Below are 16,129 nucleotides of genomic sequence, written 5' to 3'. Positions count from 1 at the left end.
CCAGGGGACGCATTCAACGCTTATCGGACGTGGCGGCAGGGCCTGCAAGCCAGGCGAAGACGGATCAAACGTCTTCGCGTCGGGCCAGAACCTTGTCTACCAGACCATACGATACCGCATCTTGAGCCGACATGAAGTTGTCACGCTCGGTGTCTATGGCGATGCGCTCGACCGGCTGGCCGGTATTCTCGGCCAGGATGCGGTTCAGGCGCTCGCGCAGATCCAGGATTTCCTTGGCCTGGATCTGGATGTCGCTGGCCTGGCCCTGGGCGCCGCCCGAGGGCTGGTGAATCATGATGCGGGAATTGGGCAGCGAAAAACGCTTGCCTTTCTTGCCCGCGGCCAGCAGGAACGCCCCCATGCTGGCCGCCAGCCCGGTGCACAGGGTGGACACATCGGGCTTGACGAACTGCATGGTGTCGTAAATGGCCATCCCCGCATACACCGACCCGCCGGGCGAGTTGATGTAGAAGGAAATGTCCTTGTCAGGATTCTCCGATTCCAGGAACAGCAGCTGGGCCACGACCAGGTTGGCCGTGGCGTCATTGACCGGCCCGACCAGGAAGATCAGGCGCTCGCGCAACAGGCGCGAGTAAATGTCGTAGGCGCGCTCGCCGCGGCCGGACTGCTCTATCACCATCGGGATATAGCCCAGCCCGGTGGGCGTCACCGACGCCCCGCCGTACATTGCCGCATAGAAATCGGTGAATCGCTGCATAGTTATGCCATCCCCATCAACTGATCGAAGGGAACCTTTTCATCGGTTACCTTGGCCTTTTCCAGCACGTAGGCCACCACGTTGTCCTCCAGCACGATCGCTTCGATTTCGGCGCGGCGCTGGCGGTCCGACAGATAGTAGCTGACAACCTGGGCCGGCTGCTCGTAGTTCTGGGCGAACTCTTCGATGCGGGCACGGACCTGCTCGGGCTTGGCTTGCAGCTGGGCTTGCTTGACCAGCTCCGACACCAGCAGGCCCAGGCGCACGCGGCGCTCGGACTCGGCGGCAAAGACTTCGGCCGGCATGGGCATGCTGTCGGCATTGGGCACGCCGCGCTGCTTGAGCTCTTCGCGGGCCTGGGCAATACGGCCTTGCACGTCGTTGTCCACCAGCGCCTTGGGCACGTCGAACTTGGCGGCTTCGACCAGGGAATCCATCACGCTGGTCTTGGTGCGGCCTTGCGAACGGACCTTGACCTCACGCTCGATGTTGCTGCGGATGTCGGCCTTGAGCTTTTCGACGTCGGCATCGGCCTGGCCCAGCGACTTGGCAAACTCGGCGTCGACGGCGGGCAGGACAGCCTCGGCCACTTCCTTGATGGTGATGGTGAACTCGGCGGTCTTGCCGGCGACTTCCTTGCCTTGGTAGTCCTCGGGGAAGCTCAGCGGGAAGACCTTGGTGTCGCCGGCCTTCAGGCCGCGGGCGGCGGCTTCGAACTCGGGCAGCATGCGGCCCTGGCCCAGGACGAAGGGGAAGTTCTCGGCCTTGCCGCCTTCGAAAGGCACGCCGTCGATGGTGCCGGCAAAGTCGAGGATGACGCGGTCATCATCCTGGGCCGCGCGGCCTTCGCGGACTTCGTAGGTGGCGCGCTGCTTGCGCAGGACGTCCAGCGTCTTGTTGACTTCAGCGTCGCTGACTTCGGTTTCGTAGCGGGTGACGGCCAGGGCGGAGAGGTCGGGCACGGCGACTTCGGGATAGACCTCGAAGGTGGCCGAGAAGGCCAGCGTGCCTTCGTCCACGCCTTCCGTCTTGGGCTCCAGCGAGGGGCTGCCGGCCACGCGCAGCTGGGCGCCTTCGACTGCCTGCTCAAAGGCACGGCCGACTTGGGAATTGATCACGTCGTAGCGGATGCTCGGACCATGGCTGCGCTCGAGCATGGCCATCGGCGCCTTGCCGGGACGGAAACCCGGCACCTTGGCGGTGCGGGCCACGCGCTTGAGCTGCGCCTGGACTTCCTTTTCCACGTCGGCCACCGAAATGGCCAGATCAACACGGCGCTCCAGGCCGGAGAGGGTTTCAACCACAGGCTGCATTAAAAGACCTATTTTCCGAGGGATGAGAAGAAATCGAACCAGGTAAACCGGCAATTTTACCGGAAAGTCGCCCAACAGCCTCAAACCCGTCCACGGCGCCCCGCTGATCCGGCCCCACGGCGCCCGGCGCCCCCCTCTGCCGCGGGCGGCATGCCATTGCTAGAATGCGTGCCGCCTGATTCAATCCCCCAAAAGGCTCGCAACAATGAACCCCGAACAACGCCCCTCGCTCGGCATCCTGCCCGCCCTCATCTTCAGCTCCCGCTGGCTGCAACTGCCCCTCTACCTTGGCCTGATCGTGGCCCAGGGCGTCTATGTCTTTCTCTTCCTGAAGGAACTGTGGCACCTGGTCTCGCACACCAACAGCTTCGGCGAGATGGACATCATGTTGCTCGTGCTGGGACTCATCGACGTGGTGATGATCTCCAACCTGCTGGTCATGGTCATTGTCGGCGGCTACGAGACCTTTGTGTCGCGCCTGCGCCTCGAAGGGCATCCCGACCAGCCCGAATGGCTGAGCCACGTCAACGCCAGCGTGCTCAAGGTCAAGCTGGCCATGGCCATCATCGGCATCTCGTCGATCCACCTGCTGCGCACCTTCATCGAGGCCGGCAGCCTGGGCTCGGCCAATACGCGCTTCACGGAGACTGGCGTCATGTGGCAAACCATCATCCACGTGGTGTTCATCCTGTCGGCCATCGGCATCGCCTACGTGGACCGGCTCACCAGCAACAACGAGCATTGAACATTGCGCAAATGAAATAAGCCCCGTCACCGGGGCTTATTTCATTATCAAGCTCATGCAATGATCTTGATGTTTTTCGCGCTAGGTCCTTTCGGGCCTTCGCCGATCTCAAAAGAAACGCGCTGATTTTCCTGCAGCGTTTTGTATCCTTCGCTGCGGATTTCGGAGTAATGAGCGAAGAGGTCCTTGCCACCATCGTCGGGCAGGATGAATCCGTAGCCCTTTTCAGCGTTGAACCACTTAACAATACCGGTTGCCATGAACTGTCCTTGAACCAAAGAGGCGATTGCTCGCGGGATGCCGGACGCCAAGGATGGGACGGGAAACACGCTTGCGACATAGGACCTGTACCGCGTCGCTTGACCTCGCCGGACCAGTGTAGGAGTGTTTTTATGCAACGGTCAAACCGAACGTAACATCCGGCAGTCTTGGAACAAAAGTTACGCCCGGAAACAACATCGGACCGGAGCGTGCATTCAGCACAACAACCCGGCCCGGATATTTATCGCCCCATTATTCATCCCGCAAATCCGCCATTGTCGAGAAAATACTGCTCTTCCGGCAGGGTGTCCCTGCCCAGGCTGGCATTTCGATGCGGGAAGCGGCCGAAGCGCGCAATAATATCCCGATGGATAACGGCATAGCGCAAAGTTTCTCCACCCAGCGGCGTCATTAATCGAACGCCCTCTTCCTGGGCCGCGATATTCTCGGCGTGCTCGTAAGGCAGATAAATGAAGGGCCGCAGTTCGGCGTCCACGGCCGCATCCAGCCCGCGCGCGACCGCCCGCCGCGCGATCGCCAGCGCCAGGCCGTCGGTGGCGAACATATGGCCCGTGCCGCGAAAGGCATTGCGCGGAAACTGGTCCAGCAGCACCAAAAGCGCCAGCACGCCCTCGGCGTCCTCCTGCCAGTGCGCCAGCTCGCCACGGGCGGCGGCGTAGTGCGCCTCCAGGAAACGCTCGCGGAACACCTGGTCAAAACCGGCATCGCGGGCGAACCAGCGCCGCGGGCCCGCCTCGCGCCAGAAGGCCACGACGTCGGCGGCCTGGCAGGATGGTGAAGAAGACATGTCTGACTCCTGGAGCAACGGCGGGGAGGACAGGGGTCCAGGCCTGCGCCAGGCCCGCCGCCGCGCCGGGCAACAAAAAAGCCCCTTTCGGGGCTCGGCTGTGGCCGGGATTCAGCGACTTATTAGATGATCTGAATCTTGGTAGCCTGGGGACCCTTGGGGCCCATCGCCGTGACGTAGCTCACGCGCTGGTTCTCTTCGAGGGTCTTGAAGCCATTGGACTGGATCTCGGAGAAATGTGCGAACAGATCCTTACCGCCCGACTCGGGGGTGATGAAGCCATAACCTTTCTCTGCGTTGAACCACTTAACGACGCCGGTTTCCATACTGTATTTCCTAAGATAGTGGGTGCGGACGCACCCGGAGCCACGATGCAATCAAGGAGGGGACAGCAGGACAATAACGGACGCCGAAAAAGGCACGGCACTGAACAGACTTCGCAACACTTGATCTCTCGTGCCGACACTATCGTCAGGTTCCTCTCCTAAGTCAAGATAATCCATAAAAAGGCGTCCCAAGAATGCAACAAATAGAAACTGCCGTTACGGCCTGCTTTATGTTCGCGCAAATATTTGCGTGCGTCTTATTTACTAATAATCAAGGGGATAGCCGAAAAACTGTGCTAAACGGGGCCGCTTGAGCGCTCAGTCGTCCACCGGCAGGCCCAGCAGGTCCAGCGCGGCCGCGAAGCAGTCCGCATCCGCGCAAAAGAACACCACCACATCGGCCGGATTGAGGTTCTCGAGCACCTCGTCGATCTGTTCCTGGGCGCCGTCCACGGTGTCGACGGACGCCGCGTGGATGGACGCGCCCTCGGCGAGGGCCTCGGGCGGGACGAAGTCCGCGATGGCATCCAGGTCCGGTTCGCCCAGCACGACATAGACGCCGAAGCTGGCGCCGTCCATCGTGGTCTCCAGGCTGAGGCCCGATTCGAATTCGCCGGTCTGGCGGCTGATGATTTCCATTGATGCTTCCTAGTTGGCCGAACCGCGCTTCAGGATTGCGCGCCCGGATTGCGGCGCCGGATGCGCCTGGTCAAGAGTGCGCATGCGCAGGCGATGACCAGGCAGAACAGACCCGAGGCCAGGCCCAGCGGCAAAGCCATGCCGTCTGTTTCCCGGACCTGCGCGAACGAGGCCACCACGGTCAGCACCAAGGCGGCGGCCAGGGCCACTCCGGACAGCGTGGCGCCCAGCGTCTTCAGGCAGCCGGCAAGCACACCGGCGCACAAGGCGAATGCGACGATGGCGGCCATGGACCAGAAAAGGCTCTCGTAGGGCATGCGGGGGCTCCGCGCGATTGCGACGCGCGCATTATAGGCGCCCGGCCCCCGCCCCCTAGAAGCGGTAGGAGTAGCCCAGCACCAGGGTCAGCTCGCGCGAGATATCCGATCCGTGCCCATAGCGCAGGTCGGCAAAAGCGCGATGCGGGCCCGAATCCAGGGCAATGCCGCCGCCCACCCGCCAGCGGTTGCCCGGCAAAGCGGCCTTGAAGGGCTCGCCGCCATAATCCACGGTGTCGTCATTGGACAACTGCGCGAGGTAGGACAGCGTCATATAGGGACGAAGATTGCCCCCGCCCGATAAGGCGAAATCCCGGCCGGCGCGCACCCCCAGACGGCCGATCACCGAATGCTGGCTGCTGTGCTCGTAGAGCAGCTGCGCCTGGGGCTCGACGAACCAGGCCTGGGGCAAGGCGAAGTGATAGCCGGTCTCGATGCTGCCCGTGAAGGCCGCATGCTTGTCGTCGGCATCGTAGGTCTTGTTGATCTCGGGAATCTCCACCTTGAAATCGAGATCCATGCGGCCGACGCGCGTGGCCAGGTCGACATACCAGCCCTCCGGCTCGAAATAGGTCAGATAGCTGCCGGCGTAGTAGTTCTTGATCTTGCCGTGCAGCGGGCCGCCGTCATGGACATCCGCCTTGCCCATCCCGACGTAGCCGCCGAGGAACAAGGAGCCATTTCCGAGCTTCCAGCCGTAATCGCCCCCCACCGAGCCATATTTGAGACGCTCTTTGAAAGCGGGCGTATCGGTGGTGTCGGCATGGTAATCGGTGCCGCCTAGACGGACCCAGAGGCCGCCATCGCGACCGTCACGCAGCTCCCACATGCGCTGCTGCAGGGTGCCCATTTGCGCATCGAGCAGCAGAATCCCCGCCGTCTGCGTCATCGCCACGGCTTGCCGTGTGCGCTCGGCGACCAGGGCCTTGATCTGGTTGATGGTTGCCGTCGGCAGGGCCTGGGCCTGGGGCGCCCTGTCGACCTCGAGATGGGCCGCCTTGATCGAGGGCTGGGCCCCCCATGCCGGGGCCTGCCCCAGCGCCATTGCCACACAAAGGTAAACGCCACGCCTGACAAACCGCCGCTGGGTCATGAAGCCGCTCCCTGGGTTGTTGAAACGGAGACGCTGGTCCTCACATGCTGCCCGGCGGTTATGGCAGCCTCACCGCCGGCCTTCTCTTGCCGTCAGAAGTCCGGACTGCCATCCGGACGTTTGATCGTATCTCGCTTCCATGCATCGTGACAGCGTTTTGTAAGCGTGTCTCCGGGGCCAATGGCAAGGCGGCCGGCGGCCGGGGCGTCCGCGAGACCTCAAGAACAATCCCATAGATAAAGATAATTTTCTTTATAAAGAAGTTATTCAAATCAAAAATGGAATAATCATTCCCATAGCCCAGGGTTTATCCCAGGCATTTGGCGGCGCACAATGCAGTCATTGGGAACACACAACGAACTTCGACGGAGAGGCCGCCGAGTCCGGATCCCAGATCCAAACGAATCGGAGGAATCATCATGAAGACCCTTGCTAGCGCTGTACTGGTATCCCTGGCCGCCCTGAGCGCCGGTGCCCAAGCATCTCAGAACATCGAACCCAACAACATCCCCTTCCAGGGCGTCTATAGCCAAAACGACAGCTCGGCCACGCGCGCCCAGGTCGCCGCGGACCTCCAACAAGCCAAGGCCGACGGCCAATACACTTTTGGCGAACTGGATTACCCGCCCGTGCAAGCTCGCGCCGTGTCGCTGAGCCGCGACCAGGTCAAGGCCGAGCTGGCCCAAGCCAAGGCCAGCGGCCAGTACAGCTTCGGCGAACTGGACTACCAGAACTGATGTTTTTGTAGCGAGCAGTACCGGACCTTCGGGTCCGCGGCAGGACGCCGGCGCAAGCCGGCGTCCTGCCTTTTTGACGTGGCGGCTAGAAGCGGTAGGCGTAGCCCACCATCACGGCGGTTTCCTGGGAGACATCCGGGCCATGGCCATAGCGCAGATCCGCATAAGCCCGATGGCCCCCCCGGTCGAAGGCGACACCCGCCCCTACACGCCAGCGCCCGTCAGGCAAGGCGGCCTCCACGCTTTGACCGCCATACTCGACCTCGTCATCCTGTGCCAATTGAGCCAGGTACGACAGCGTCAGGCACGGCTGCAACCTGCCGTCCTCGGATACTGACAGATCACGGCCCGCGCGCACGCCCAGCCGGCCCATGACCGAATGCTGGCTGCTGTGCTCATAGAGCAATTGCGCCTGGGGCTCGACGAACCAGTCATCGCGCAATGCAAAGTGATAGCCGGTTTCGATGCTGCCCGTAAAAGCCTGGTGCGTATCCTGGTTGTCGTAAGCCCGGCCGATCTCGGGCATATCCACCCGGATTTCCGATTCCAGGGATCCCACTTGAGAAGCCAGGTCGACATACCAGCCATCCTCTTCAAAGTAGGTGAGATAGCCGCCGACAAAGCGGCTCTTGAGCTTGCCGCTGACGCTCGCGCCATCGTCGATATCCGCCTGGCCTGTGCCGCCATAGAGCCCCAAGTACAAGGATCCGCGCCCCAGCCGCCAGCCGTAGTCGCCGCCCACCGCGCCATATCCCATGCGCGCCTTGAATGCGGCGGTATCGTCCGTGTCGGCATGCAGGCGGGTACCGCCCCCGGTGGCCCACAGCCCGCCCTTGCCTCCGTCACGCAAAGCCCCCATACGCTGCTGCACCCCCACCATTTGGGCATCGAGCAGCAGCAAGCCCGAGGTTTGCGATAGCGCGACGGCCTGCCGGGTACGCTGCCTGGCAAGCTCCCGGATAGCCTGCTCCCGGCTGGCCTGGACCGCCTTGAGCTGTGCCGCGGCGGCGGCGCGCGCCGATGCCGCGGCCGGCGGCGCGCCCCATGCTCTCCCAAGAAAGATCGTCATGGCAATGCAGCAAACATGTCGAATCGTTCTGGGGCGGATCATGAAGCATCTCCTGTACGTTGCGACGGGATGCCTTGATCCTATCGATGGACCAGGCCGAAGACCGTGACCAGCTTTTGCCGACGACGGCGTATCAACGTCATATCCCGTTTCCGGCGGATAGAAGCTGTCCCCCGCCAGCACGCAGCCAAGGCCGACCTCCCCTTCTGCCCATGCGCACCGCGCCGAACGTTTCGTAGCAACTGCGGGAGCCAGCCGTTCTGCAGGCTTGCCGGCCCCGACCGGATCCTGCCCTGATGCGTCCGCGGGAAGACGCCCGGGGACCATCGTCTTCTAACGCGGCGGTCAGGGCGCGCACGCTGGCGGCGCGCGTTGCGCGCCTTGATCGCCAACGGCCGGGCCGTGGGGCCTGAAGTTCAGCGGCGCGATCGAGCCGGGCGAGGTCATGCGGGCCGCTCAGGCATGCGAGGGCTTGACCATTCTTCACAGTCCCGGCCCGCCGCGGACATTGACAGGGCGGGGCCGGCGTCTCACCATGTGCTGCGCCCCCCTGCTTTGCCGGAAATCGGTTTGCTCGCACCTATTCCCCAAGGAGAAGACAATGCCTGCCCTTTCCAAACGTTGCGGCGCCGAATTTTTCGGCACGTTCTGGCTAGTCCTCGGCGGCTGCGGCAGCGCCGTGCTGGCCGCCGGTTTCCCCCACCTCGGCATCGGTTTTGCCGGCGTCGCACTGGCCTTCGGCCTGACTGTGCTGACCATGGCGTTTGCCGTCGGCCACATCTCGGGCGGGCATTTCAACCCGGCCGTCACCGTAGGCTTGGCCGCCGGCGGACGCTTCCCCGGCAGGGATGTGATCCCCTACATCCTGGCCCAGGTCATCGGGGCCATCGTGGCGGCCTTCGTGCTTTCCTTGATCGCCCGCGGACAGCCAGGCTTCGATCTGGTGGCCAGCGGCTTTGCCGCCAACGGCTACGGCGACCACTCGCCCGGCAAATACGCCATGGGCGCGGCCCTGGCGAGCGAAATCGTGCTGACAGCGGGCTTTCTCTTCGTGATCATGGGCGCGACCAGCGCGCGGGCCCCGGCCGGCTTCGCGCCCATCGCCATCGGCCTGGCGCTCACCCTCATCCACCTGATCAGCATTCCGGTCACCAACACCTCGGTCAATCCGGCGCGCTCCACCGGCCCCGCCCTTTTTGTCGGCGGCTGGGCCTTGCAGCAGCTATGGCTGTTCTGGGTGGCGCCGCTGATAGGCGGCGTGGTCGGCGCCCTGCTCTACCGCGCCGTGGACACGGAACGCTAGGTGCGCGCCAGCCAGGCCGGGTCCGGAGCGCCTGCATGCCGGCGCTCCCGGAGGCCGCGGCCTCCACCATGAGCGCGAACTTTCTTCTCTATGACGGCGATTGCCCTTTCTGCGCGAACTACGCGCGGATGCTGCGCTTGCGCAAGGCCGTGGGCCCCATCGAGATGCGCAACGCCCGCGAACATCCCGGTCTCGCCGCCCGGTGCCTGCAACGCGGCTACGATCTCGACCAGGGCATGCTGCTCCACCTGGACGGCCGGGACTACTGGGGCGCCGACTGCATCCATCGACTGGCGCTGCTGAGCTCGGACAACGATTGCTTCAACCGGCTCAATGCCCGCCTGTTTCGCCACCGGACGCTATCCCGCGTCCTCTATCCCTTGCTGCGCGCCGGGCGCAATCTCAGCCTGAAGCTGCGCGACCGCCCCAACATCCACGGCTGACACGCGCCGCCCCAAACAAAAACGCGCCGGCTCCGGGGCGGCCTGACAAGGCCGCGCCAGGACGGCGCGATGCTGTGGGATTACCGTCAGGCCACCGCGGCGGCCGACACCCCGGACCGTGCTTGGGAAGACAAACCCAAGCCCTTGATCCATAGAAAATATAGTGGTGCGAAGGGCGGGACTCGAACCCGCACACCTGTTACGGCGTCAGGACCTAAACCTGGTGCGTCTACCAATTTCGCCACCTTCGCAAAGCCAAGCCCGCTATTGTAGCTTGCTTGTTAAAATCTTGCTCTATGAATCCCAGACTCGATGCCCTGCATCCCTATCCCTTCGAGAAACTGCGCGCCTTGCTGGCCGAAGCCGGCACGCCGCCCGAGGGGCTGACCCCCATCAACCTGTCCATCGGCGAGCCCAAGCATGCCGCGCCCGCGCGAGTGGGCGAGGCGCTATGCGCCAATCTGCAGGGCTTGTCGGTCTATCCGGCCACCAAGGGCGAGCCGGCCTTGCGCCAGGCGATCGCGCAATGGCTGGCGCAGCGCTACAGCATCCCGGCGCCGGACGCCGATCGGGAGGTGCTGCCGGTGCTGGGTTCGCGCGAAGCGCTATTCGCCTTTGCGCAGGCCGTGGTGGACCCGGACGCCGGCGCGCTGGTGATCTGCCCCAATCCTTTCTATCAGATCTACGAAGGCGCGACCCTGCTGGCGGGCGCCACGCCCTATTACGTCAATGCCGACCCGGCGCGCAACTTCGCTTGCGACTGGGCGGCGGTGCCCGAGGCTGTCTGGCAGCGCGCGCAGCTGGTTTTCGTGTGCTCGCCGGGCAATCCGGCCGGCAATGTGATGTCGCTGGAAGACTGGCGCGCGCTGTTCGAGCTTTCGGACCGCCATGGTTTCGTGATCGCTTCCGACGAGTGCTATTCGGAGATCTATTTCGACCAGCCGCCGCTGGGCAGCCTGCAGGCGGCCCGCCGCCTGGGCCGCAACGATTACCGCAATGTGGTGGCCTTCTCCAGCCTGTCCAAGCGCTCGAACGTGCCGGGCATGCGCTCGGGCTTCGTGGCCGGCGATGCCCGCCTGATCGGCCGCTTCCTGCTGTATCGCACGTATCATGGCAGCGCCATGAGCCCGGTGATCGCCGCGGCCAGCGTGGCGGCCTGGACGGATGAGGCCCATGTGGCCGAGAACCGCCGCGAGTATCGCGCGAAGTTCGAGGCGGTAGTGCCTATACTTCAGCGCGTGATGGATGTGCGCATGCCCGATGCGGCCTTTTACCTGTGGGCGCCCACGCCAGGCTCGGACACCGCGTTTGCGCGCGATCTGTATGGCCGCACGGGCGTGACCGTGCTGCCAGGCAGCTTTCTGGCCCGCGAGGCGCATGGCGTCAATCCGGGCGCCGGCCGCGTGCGTATCGCGCTGGTGGCGCCCCTGGCGCAATGCGTGGAGGCGGCCGAGCGCATCGCCCATTTCATCAAGACTTCCGTTTGACCAACCCTTGAAAAGTAAAGCGTCATGACTCTCGATCTGCAAACCACTATCGAAAAAGCCTGGGACGACCGGGCCAACCTGTCGCCTTCCGATGCGAGCGCCGAAGTGCGTGAAGCGGTCGAGCACACCATCGACGCCCTGGACCACGGCCGCCTGCGCGTGGCCGACAAGTCCAGCGGCGAGTGGGTGGTGCATCAATGGATCAAGAAGGCGGTGCTGCTGTCTTTCCGCCTGCAGGACAATGAAGTCATGGGCCAGGCGCCCCTGACCTTCTACGACAAGGTGCCGACCAAGTTCGCCGAATACGGCGCCTCGGCCTTCAAGTCGGGCGGCTACCGCGTGGTACCGCCGGCCGTGGCCCGCCGCGGCTCTTTCATCGCCAAGAACGTGGTGCTGATGCCTTCCTATGTCAACATCGGCGCCTATGTCGATGAGGGCACGATGGTCGACACCTGGGCCACGGTCGGTTCCTGCGCCCAGATCGGCAAGAACGTCCATCTCTCGGGCGGCGTGGGCATCGGCGGCGTGCTCGAACCCTTGCAGGCCAATCCCACCATCATCGAGGACAACTGCTTCATCGGCGCGCGTTCCGAGGTGGTCGAAGGCGTGGTGGTCGAAGAGAACTCCGTGCTGGCCATGGGCGTGTTCCTGTCGCAAAGCACCAAGATCTACGATCGCGCCACGGGCAAGATCACCTATGGCCGCATCCCCTCTGGCTCGGTGGTGGTGCCGGGTTCCCTGCCCTCGGCCGACGGCTCGCACAGCCTGGCCTGCGCCGTGATCGTCAAGCGCGTGGACGCGCAGACGCGCGCCAAGACCAGCATCAATGATTTGCTGAGGGCTTGATGAGCACCGTACTGGATCTGGTTAAAGACCTGATCGCCCGTCCGTCGGTCACGCCGGACGACAAGGACTGCCAGCAGCTGCTGGCAGCCCGCCTGGCGCGCATCGGTTTTGAATGCGAGACCATTGCGCGCGGCGGCGTGACCAATCTGTGGGCCCGCCGCGGCACGCAGGCGCCGCTGGTGGTCTTTGCCGGGCACACCGATGTGGTGCCGCCCGGCCCGCGCGAAAAATGGGACAGCGATCCTTTCGTGCCCACGGAGCGCGATGGTTTCTTGTATGGCCGCGGCGCGGCCGACATGAAAAGCTCCATCGCCGCCTTTGTGGTGGCGGTGGAGGAATTCGTCGCGGCCCAACCCGCGCATGAGGGCTCCATCGCCTTTTTGCTGACCTCCGACGAAGAAGGCCCGGCCGTGGACGGCACCGTCATCGTCTGCGAGGCCCTGAAGGCACGCGGCGAGACGCCGGACTTCTGCATCGTGGGCGAGCCGACCTCGACCACCGATGTGGGCGATGTCTGCAAGAATGGCAGGCGCGGCTCCCTGTCGGGCGAATTGACCATCAAGGGCATCCAAGGGCATGTGGCCTATCCGCATCTGGCGCGCAACCCGGTGCACCAGGCCGCGCCGGCCTTGGCGGACCTGGTCGCCATCGAATGGGACCGGGGCAATGAGTACTTCCCGCCCACGACCTTCCAGATTTCCAATATGAAGGCCGGCACCGGCGCCACCAATGTGGTCCCGGGCGAGGCGGTCGTGTCCTTCAACTTCCGCTTCTCCACGGCCAGCACGCCCGAATCGCTGAAGGCGCGCGTGCACGAAGTCCTGGATCGCCACGGCCTGGAATACGACCTGGCGTGGGAGCTGGGCGGCGAGCCCTTTCTGACGGCCCGCGGTCCGCTGACCGATGCGCTGTCGGCGGCCATCCTGGCCGAGACCGGGCGCAGCACCGAACTGTCGACCACGGGCGGCACCTCGGATGGCCGGTTCATCGCCAAGATCTGTCCGCAGGTGATCGAGTTCGGCCCCTGCAACGCCACGATCCACAAGATCAACGAGCGTATCGCGCTGGACAGCCTGGTCCCCTTGAAGAACATCTACCGGCGCACGTTGGAAAACCTGCTGCCGGCACATTGAGGCGTTATGCCGTCTACCGACCGCCAAGAATTGCAGACCCTGCGCGACCTGATCCGCTACGCGGTGTCGCGCTTCCATGCCTGCCATGTCGCCCTGGGCCATGGCTCCGACAATGCCTGGGACGAGGCCGTCTACCTGGTGCTGCATGGCCTGCACCTGCCGCCCGACACGCTGGATCCTTTCCTGGACGCGCGCGTGCTGGGCAAGGAGCGCGAGCGCGTGCTGGACCTGATCGACCGGCGCGTGAACGAGCGCCTGCCGGCCGCCTACCTGACGCATGAGGCCTGGCTGCGCGGCCACCGCTTCTATGTCGACCAGCGGGTGATCGTGCCGCGCTCGCCCATCGCCGAGCTGCTGGACCATGGCCTGGCGCCCTGGGTGCGGGATCCGGCATCGGTGGCGCGCGCGCTGGACATGTGCACGGGTTCGGGCTGCCTGGCCATCCTGGCCGCCCTGGCGTTTCCCGAAGCCCAGGTCGACGCGGTCGATATTTCGCCGGACGCCCTGGAAGTGGCCCGCCGCAATGTGGACGACTACGGCCTGCAAGACCGCCTCTCGCTGCACCAGGGCAATCTCTTTGATGATCTGCCCGAGGCGGCCTACGACGTGATCGTCTGCAACCCCCCCTACGTCAACAGCCAGTCCATGGACGAACTGCCGGCCGAATACCGCGCGGAGCCGTCCCTGGCCCTGGCCGGCGGCACCGACGGCATGGACCTCGTGCGCCGCATCCTGCAAGCCGCGCCGCGCTACCTGGCGCCGCAGGGCGTGCTGGTGCTGGAGATCGGCCATGAGCGCGATCACTTCGAGGCCGCCTTCCCCGATCTCGAACCCATGTGGCTGGATACCGAGCAGGCTTCGGACCAGATTCTGCTGTTGACCCGCGAGCAGTTGTGATACGCGCTTCTGGATTGACCTTGCGCCGTGGCACCAAGGTGCTGCTGGATGGCGCGGAATTCGTTGTAAACCCCGGCGAGCGTGTCGGTTTCGTGGGCAAGAACGGCGCGGGCAAGTCCTCGCTGTTCGCGCTGCTGACCGGCGCGCTGGACCAGGATGCCGGCTCGCTGGACGTGCCGGCGGGCTGGCGCATCGCCAGCGTGCAACAGGAAATCGCCGCCGACGACAAGCCGGCGCGCGAGTTCGTCATCGACGGCGACACGCATCTGCGCGCCCTGCAGGCCGAACGCGCCGGCCTGGGCGATGATCAAGGCACGCGCATCGCCGAACTGGAAGCCGCGCTGGCCGAGGCCGGCGTCTGGAGCGCCAACTCGCGCGCCGAACAGTTGCTGGCGGGCCTGGGATTCGCTCCGGACGAATGGATGAAGCCGGTGGCCAGTTTCTCGGGCGGCTGGCGCATGCGCCTGGCCCTGGCGCGCGCCCTGATGGCGCCTTCCGAACTGCTGCTGCTGGACGAACCCACCAACCACCTGGACCTGGATGCCATGCTATGGCTGGAGAAGTGGCTGGCGGCCTATCCGGGCACGGTGCTGCTGATCTCCCACGACACGGAATTTCTCGACGCGGTGGCGCGCGTCATCCTGCATTTCGACCACGGCAAGCTGATTCGCTACCGGGGCGGCTACGAGGATTTCCTGACCCAGCGCGCCGAGAGGCTGCGCCAGGCCAGCATCGCCCACGAACGCCAAGCCCGGGAAACCACGCGCCTGCAAGGCTTCATCGACCGTTTCAAGGCCAAGGCCTCCAAGGCCAAGCAGGCGCAGAGCCGGGTCAAGGCCCTGGCACGCATGCAGACGCTGGCGCCCTTGCATGCCGAGGCGGGCATCGACATCCGCATCCCCTCGCCCGAGCACACGCCGGACCCGCTGCTGGTCCTGGACAAAATGGCGGCCGGCTATACCGATGCCAGCGGCCAGCCTGTCTCCATCCTGCGCAATGTGACTCTCATGGTCCGGGCGGGCGCACGGGTGGGCGTGCTGGGCGCCAACGGGGCGGGCAAAAGCACGCTCATCAAGACGCTGGCCGAGGAACTGCCCTTGCAGTCGGGCGAACGCCGTGCCTCGCGCGGGCTGGCGATCGGCTACTTCCACCAGCATCAGCTGGACATGCTGGACCTGGACGCCACGCCGCTGCAGCACCTGGCGCGCCTGGCGCCCGATACGCGCGAGCAAGAGCTGCGCAACTACCTGGGCGGTTTCGGTTTTTCGGGCGACACCGTCAACGGCAAGGTGGGCCCCATGTCCGGCGGAGAGAAGGCGCGCCTTGCCCTCTCCCTCATCGTCTGGCAGAAACCGAATCTGCTGCTGCTGGATGAACCGAGCAACCACCTCGATGTCGAGACCCGCGAGGCGCTGGCCGCCGCGCTGGCCGAGTTTTCGGGCAGCATGCTGCTGGTCTCGCACGACCGCCACCTGCTGCGCACCACGGTCGACAGTTTCTGGATCGTGTCGGACGGCCAGGTCAGGGAGTTCGATGGCGACCTGGAGGACTATCGCGACTGGCTCAATGCCCGCAATGCCGAAGCGCGCGCCGAAGCCGCGCCCCGGGACAGCGAGGGCGTCGACCGCAAGGCGCAGCGCCGCCAGGAGGCCGAGCAGCGCCAGAAACTGGCCGCCTTGCGCAAACCCCTGCAGGCCCGCTTGGGCAAGGTCGAAAGCGAGATGGACAAGCTGCGCGCGCGGCTACAGGCGCTCGACGCCCTGGTGGCCGACGCCGAGCTGTATTCCGATGCGCGCCGCGCCGAGCGCCAACAGGTCATGGCCGAACATGGCGAACTGGGCAAGCGCCTCAATACGCTCGAAGAAGAATGGTTGGAGATCCAGACCTCGCTCGAAGACATCGAGCACGGCGCGGGCAGCTAGGCGACCGGGCCGGGGCGGCTGGCGTCCCTCCCTGGCTCGATGGATTTCGCCGCCCCGCCGTATCGCGGCCCT

General features: G+C 64.7%; 18 protein-coding genes and 1 tRNA gene. 9 read left to right on the top strand and 10 right to left on the bottom strand.

Annotated elements, in window-relative coordinates; genetic code table 11:
* Positions 1–64: 64 nt before the first annotated feature.
* The gene (gene clpP / locus AXA74_RS07530) at positions 65–718 is read right to left on the bottom strand and encodes an ATP-dependent Clp endopeptidase proteolytic subunit ClpP (protein ID WP_029580522.1); all 654 of its coding nucleotides are present in this window, start codon (positions 716–718) and stop codon (positions 65–67) included.
* Between the two features lie 2 nt (positions 719–720).
* Positions 721–2,031, bottom strand: a complete 1,311-nt coding sequence (gene tig / locus AXA74_RS07525) for a trigger factor (RefSeq protein WP_029580521.1) — start codon at positions 2,029–2,031, stop codon at positions 721–723.
* Between the two features lie 205 nt (positions 2,032–2,236).
* On the opposite strand from tig, the gene AXA74_RS07520 reads away from it, so the two are divergent.
* Positions 2,237–2,776 carry a TIGR00645 family protein gene (locus AXA74_RS07520; protein WP_029580520.1) on the top strand — a complete coding sequence of 180 codons (540 nt, stop codon included), beginning with the start codon at positions 2,237–2,239 and terminating at the stop codon, positions 2,774–2,776.
* 53 nt (positions 2,777–2,829) lie between these two features.
* On the opposite strand, the gene AXA74_RS23850 is transcribed toward AXA74_RS07520, so the two are convergent.
* From AXA74_RS23850 to AXA74_RS23845, 6 genes are all read right to left on the bottom strand, one after another.
* Positions 2,830–3,036 carry a cold-shock protein gene (locus AXA74_RS23850; RefSeq protein WP_029580519.1) on the bottom strand — a complete coding sequence of 69 codons (207 nt, stop codon included), beginning with the start codon at positions 3,034–3,036 and terminating at the stop codon, positions 2,830–2,832.
* A gap of 257 nt (positions 3,037–3,293) precedes the next feature.
* Complete coding sequence (locus AXA74_RS07515) at positions 3,294–3,845, bottom strand: DUF924 family protein (protein ID WP_032955668.1); 552 nt, start codon at positions 3,843–3,845, stop codon at positions 3,294–3,296.
* Between the two features lie 122 nt (positions 3,846–3,967).
* Complete coding sequence (locus AXA74_RS07510; protein ID WP_005014599.1) at positions 3,968–4,171, bottom strand: cold-shock protein; 204 nt, start codon at positions 4,169–4,171, stop codon at positions 3,968–3,970.
* Between the two features lie 318 nt (positions 4,172–4,489).
* Positions 4,490–4,810, bottom strand: coding sequence for a hypothetical protein (locus AXA74_RS07505; RefSeq protein ID WP_029580517.1), 321 nt, complete (start codon positions 4,808–4,810; stop codon positions 4,490–4,492).
* Positions 4,811–4,839: 29 nt separating this feature from the next.
* Positions 4,840–5,127, bottom strand: a complete 288-nt coding sequence (locus tag AXA74_RS07500) for a hypothetical protein (protein ID WP_029580516.1) — start codon at positions 5,125–5,127, stop codon at positions 4,840–4,842.
* A gap of 55 nt (positions 5,128–5,182) precedes the next feature.
* Positions 5,183–6,172 carry an autotransporter outer membrane beta-barrel domain-containing protein gene (locus tag AXA74_RS23845; RefSeq protein WP_080700943.1) on the bottom strand — a complete coding sequence of 330 codons (990 nt, stop codon included), beginning with the start codon at positions 6,170–6,172 and terminating at the stop codon, positions 5,183–5,185.
* Positions 6,173–6,639: 467 nt separating this feature from the next.
* Between AXA74_RS23845 and AXA74_RS07490 the strand changes: the two genes are divergently transcribed.
* A complete protein-coding gene (locus AXA74_RS07490; protein ID WP_029580514.1) occupies positions 6,640–6,957 on the top strand; it encodes a DUF4148 domain-containing protein in 318 nt (105 codons plus the stop codon).
* 85 nt (positions 6,958–7,042) lie between these two features.
* Here AXA74_RS07490 and AXA74_RS23840 read toward each other — a convergent pair whose 3' ends face one another.
* Positions 7,043–8,026, bottom strand: a complete 984-nt coding sequence (locus tag AXA74_RS23840; RefSeq protein ID WP_162266982.1) for an autotransporter outer membrane beta-barrel domain-containing protein — start codon at positions 8,024–8,026, stop codon at positions 7,043–7,045.
* Between the two features lie 601 nt (positions 8,027–8,627).
* Between AXA74_RS23840 and aqpZ the strand changes: the two genes are divergently transcribed.
* Both aqpZ and AXA74_RS07475 read left to right on the top strand, forming a co-directional pair.
* Positions 8,628–9,329 carry an aquaporin Z gene (aqpZ, locus tag AXA74_RS07480; protein ID WP_029580512.1) on the top strand — a complete coding sequence of 234 codons (702 nt, stop codon included), beginning with the start codon at positions 8,628–8,630 and terminating at the stop codon, positions 9,327–9,329.
* Positions 9,330–9,364: 35 nt separating this feature from the next.
* The gene (locus AXA74_RS07475) at positions 9,365–9,772 is read left to right on the top strand and encodes a DCC1-like thiol-disulfide oxidoreductase family protein (protein WP_223850524.1); all 408 of its coding nucleotides are present in this window, start codon (positions 9,365–9,367) and stop codon (positions 9,770–9,772) included.
* Between the two features lie 164 nt (positions 9,773–9,936).
* On the opposite strand, the gene AXA74_RS07470 is transcribed toward AXA74_RS07475, so the two are convergent.
* Positions 9,937–10,023: transfer RNA gene (locus AXA74_RS07470), tRNA-Leu, on the bottom strand.
* A gap of 45 nt (positions 10,024–10,068) precedes the next feature.
* Here AXA74_RS07470 and dapC point away from each other — a divergent pair.
* The 5 genes from dapC to AXA74_RS07445 are packed head-to-tail and all read left to right on the top strand — an operon-like array spanning position 10,069 to position 16,057.
* Complete coding sequence (gene dapC, locus AXA74_RS07465) at positions 10,069–11,259, top strand: succinyldiaminopimelate transaminase (RefSeq protein WP_029580510.1); 1,191 nt, start codon at positions 10,069–10,071, stop codon at positions 11,257–11,259.
* Between the two features lie 24 nt (positions 11,260–11,283).
* A complete protein-coding gene (gene dapD, locus AXA74_RS07460) occupies positions 11,284–12,105 on the top strand; it encodes a 2,3,4,5-tetrahydropyridine-2,6-dicarboxylate N-succinyltransferase (protein WP_029580509.1) in 822 nt (273 codons plus the stop codon).
* Positions 12,105–13,238 (top strand): succinyl-diaminopimelate desuccinylase, encoded by a 1,134-nt coding sequence (gene dapE, locus AXA74_RS07455; RefSeq protein WP_029580508.1) that lies wholly within the window; start codon positions 12,105–12,107, stop codon positions 13,236–13,238. The genes dapD and dapE overlap by 1 nt, the downstream gene beginning before the upstream one ends.
* Positions 13,239–13,244: 6 nt before the next feature.
* Entirely contained in the window at positions 13,245–14,135 is an 891-nt protein-coding gene (prmB, locus tag AXA74_RS07450) for a 50S ribosomal protein L3 N(5)-glutamine methyltransferase (protein ID WP_029580507.1), read from the top strand.
* Positions 14,132–16,057, top strand: a complete 1,926-nt coding sequence (locus AXA74_RS07445; RefSeq protein WP_126623566.1) for an ABC-F family ATP-binding cassette domain-containing protein — start codon at positions 14,132–14,134, stop codon at positions 16,055–16,057. The genes prmB and AXA74_RS07445 overlap by 4 nt, the downstream gene beginning before the upstream one ends.
* Positions 16,058–16,129 lie beyond the last annotated feature (72 nt).

Source organism: Bordetella hinzii LMG 13501 (genome assembly GCF_001548475.1).
GTDB lineage: Bacteria > Pseudomonadota > Gammaproteobacteria > Burkholderiales > Burkholderiaceae_B > Bordetella > Bordetella hinzii.
Note: the sequence above shows the minus strand (reverse complement) of the source record. Positions and strands in the feature narration are given on the sequence as shown.

Excerpts from the sequence above, each read along its gene's own strand:
- clpP (WP_029580522.1), bottom strand. The coding sequence starts at position 718 with ATGCAGCGATTCACCGATTTCTATGCGGCAATGTACGGCGGGGCGTCG.
- dapD (WP_029580509.1), top strand. The coding sequence starts at position 11,284 with ATGACTCTCGATCTGCAAACCACTATCGAAAAAGCCTGGGACGACCGG.
- prmB (WP_029580507.1), top strand. The coding sequence starts at position 13,245 with ATGCCGTCTACCGACCGCCAAGAATTGCAGACCCTGCGCGACCTGATC.
- AXA74_RS07475 (WP_223850524.1), top strand. The coding sequence starts at position 9,365 with ATGCCGGCGCTCCCGGAGGCCGCGGCCTCCACCATGAGCGCGAACTTT.
- AXA74_RS07510 (WP_005014599.1), bottom strand. The coding sequence starts at position 4,171 with ATGGAAACCGGCGTCGTTAAGTGGTTCAACGCAGAGAAAGGTTATGGC.
- AXA74_RS07520 (WP_029580520.1), top strand. The coding sequence starts at position 2,237 with ATGAACCCCGAACAACGCCCCTCGCTCGGCATCCTGCCCGCCCTCATC.
- AXA74_RS23850 (WP_029580519.1), bottom strand. The coding sequence starts at position 3,036 with ATGGCAACCGGTATTGTTAAGTGGTTCAACGCTGAAAAGGGCTACGGA.
- AXA74_RS23845 (WP_080700943.1), bottom strand. The coding sequence starts at position 6,172 with ATGGCGCTGGGGCAGGCCCCGGCATGGGGGGCCCAGCCCTCGATCAAG.
- AXA74_RS07490 (WP_029580514.1), top strand. The coding sequence starts at position 6,640 with ATGAAGACCCTTGCTAGCGCTGTACTGGTATCCCTGGCCGCCCTGAGC.
- AXA74_RS07505 (WP_029580517.1), bottom strand. The coding sequence starts at position 4,810 with ATGGAAATCATCAGCCGCCAGACCGGCGAATTCGAATCGGGCCTCAGC.
- dapE (WP_029580508.1), top strand. The coding sequence starts at position 12,105 with ATGAGCACCGTACTGGATCTGGTTAAAGACCTGATCGCCCGTCCGTCG.
- AXA74_RS23840 (WP_162266982.1), bottom strand. The coding sequence starts at position 8,026 with ATGACGATCTTTCTTGGGAGAGCATGGGGCGCGCCGCCGGCCGCGGCA.
- aqpZ (WP_029580512.1), top strand. The coding sequence starts at position 8,628 with ATGCCTGCCCTTTCCAAACGTTGCGGCGCCGAATTTTTCGGCACGTTC.
- AXA74_RS07500 (WP_029580516.1), bottom strand. The coding sequence starts at position 5,127 with ATGCCCTACGAGAGCCTTTTCTGGTCCATGGCCGCCATCGTCGCATTC.
- AXA74_RS07515 (WP_032955668.1), bottom strand. The coding sequence starts at position 3,845 with ATGTCTTCTTCACCATCCTGCCAGGCCGCCGACGTCGTGGCCTTCTGG.
- tig (WP_029580521.1), bottom strand. The coding sequence starts at position 2,031 with ATGCAGCCTGTGGTTGAAACCCTCTCCGGCCTGGAGCGCCGTGTTGAT.
- dapC (WP_029580510.1), top strand. The coding sequence starts at position 10,069 with ATGAATCCCAGACTCGATGCCCTGCATCCCTATCCCTTCGAGAAACTG.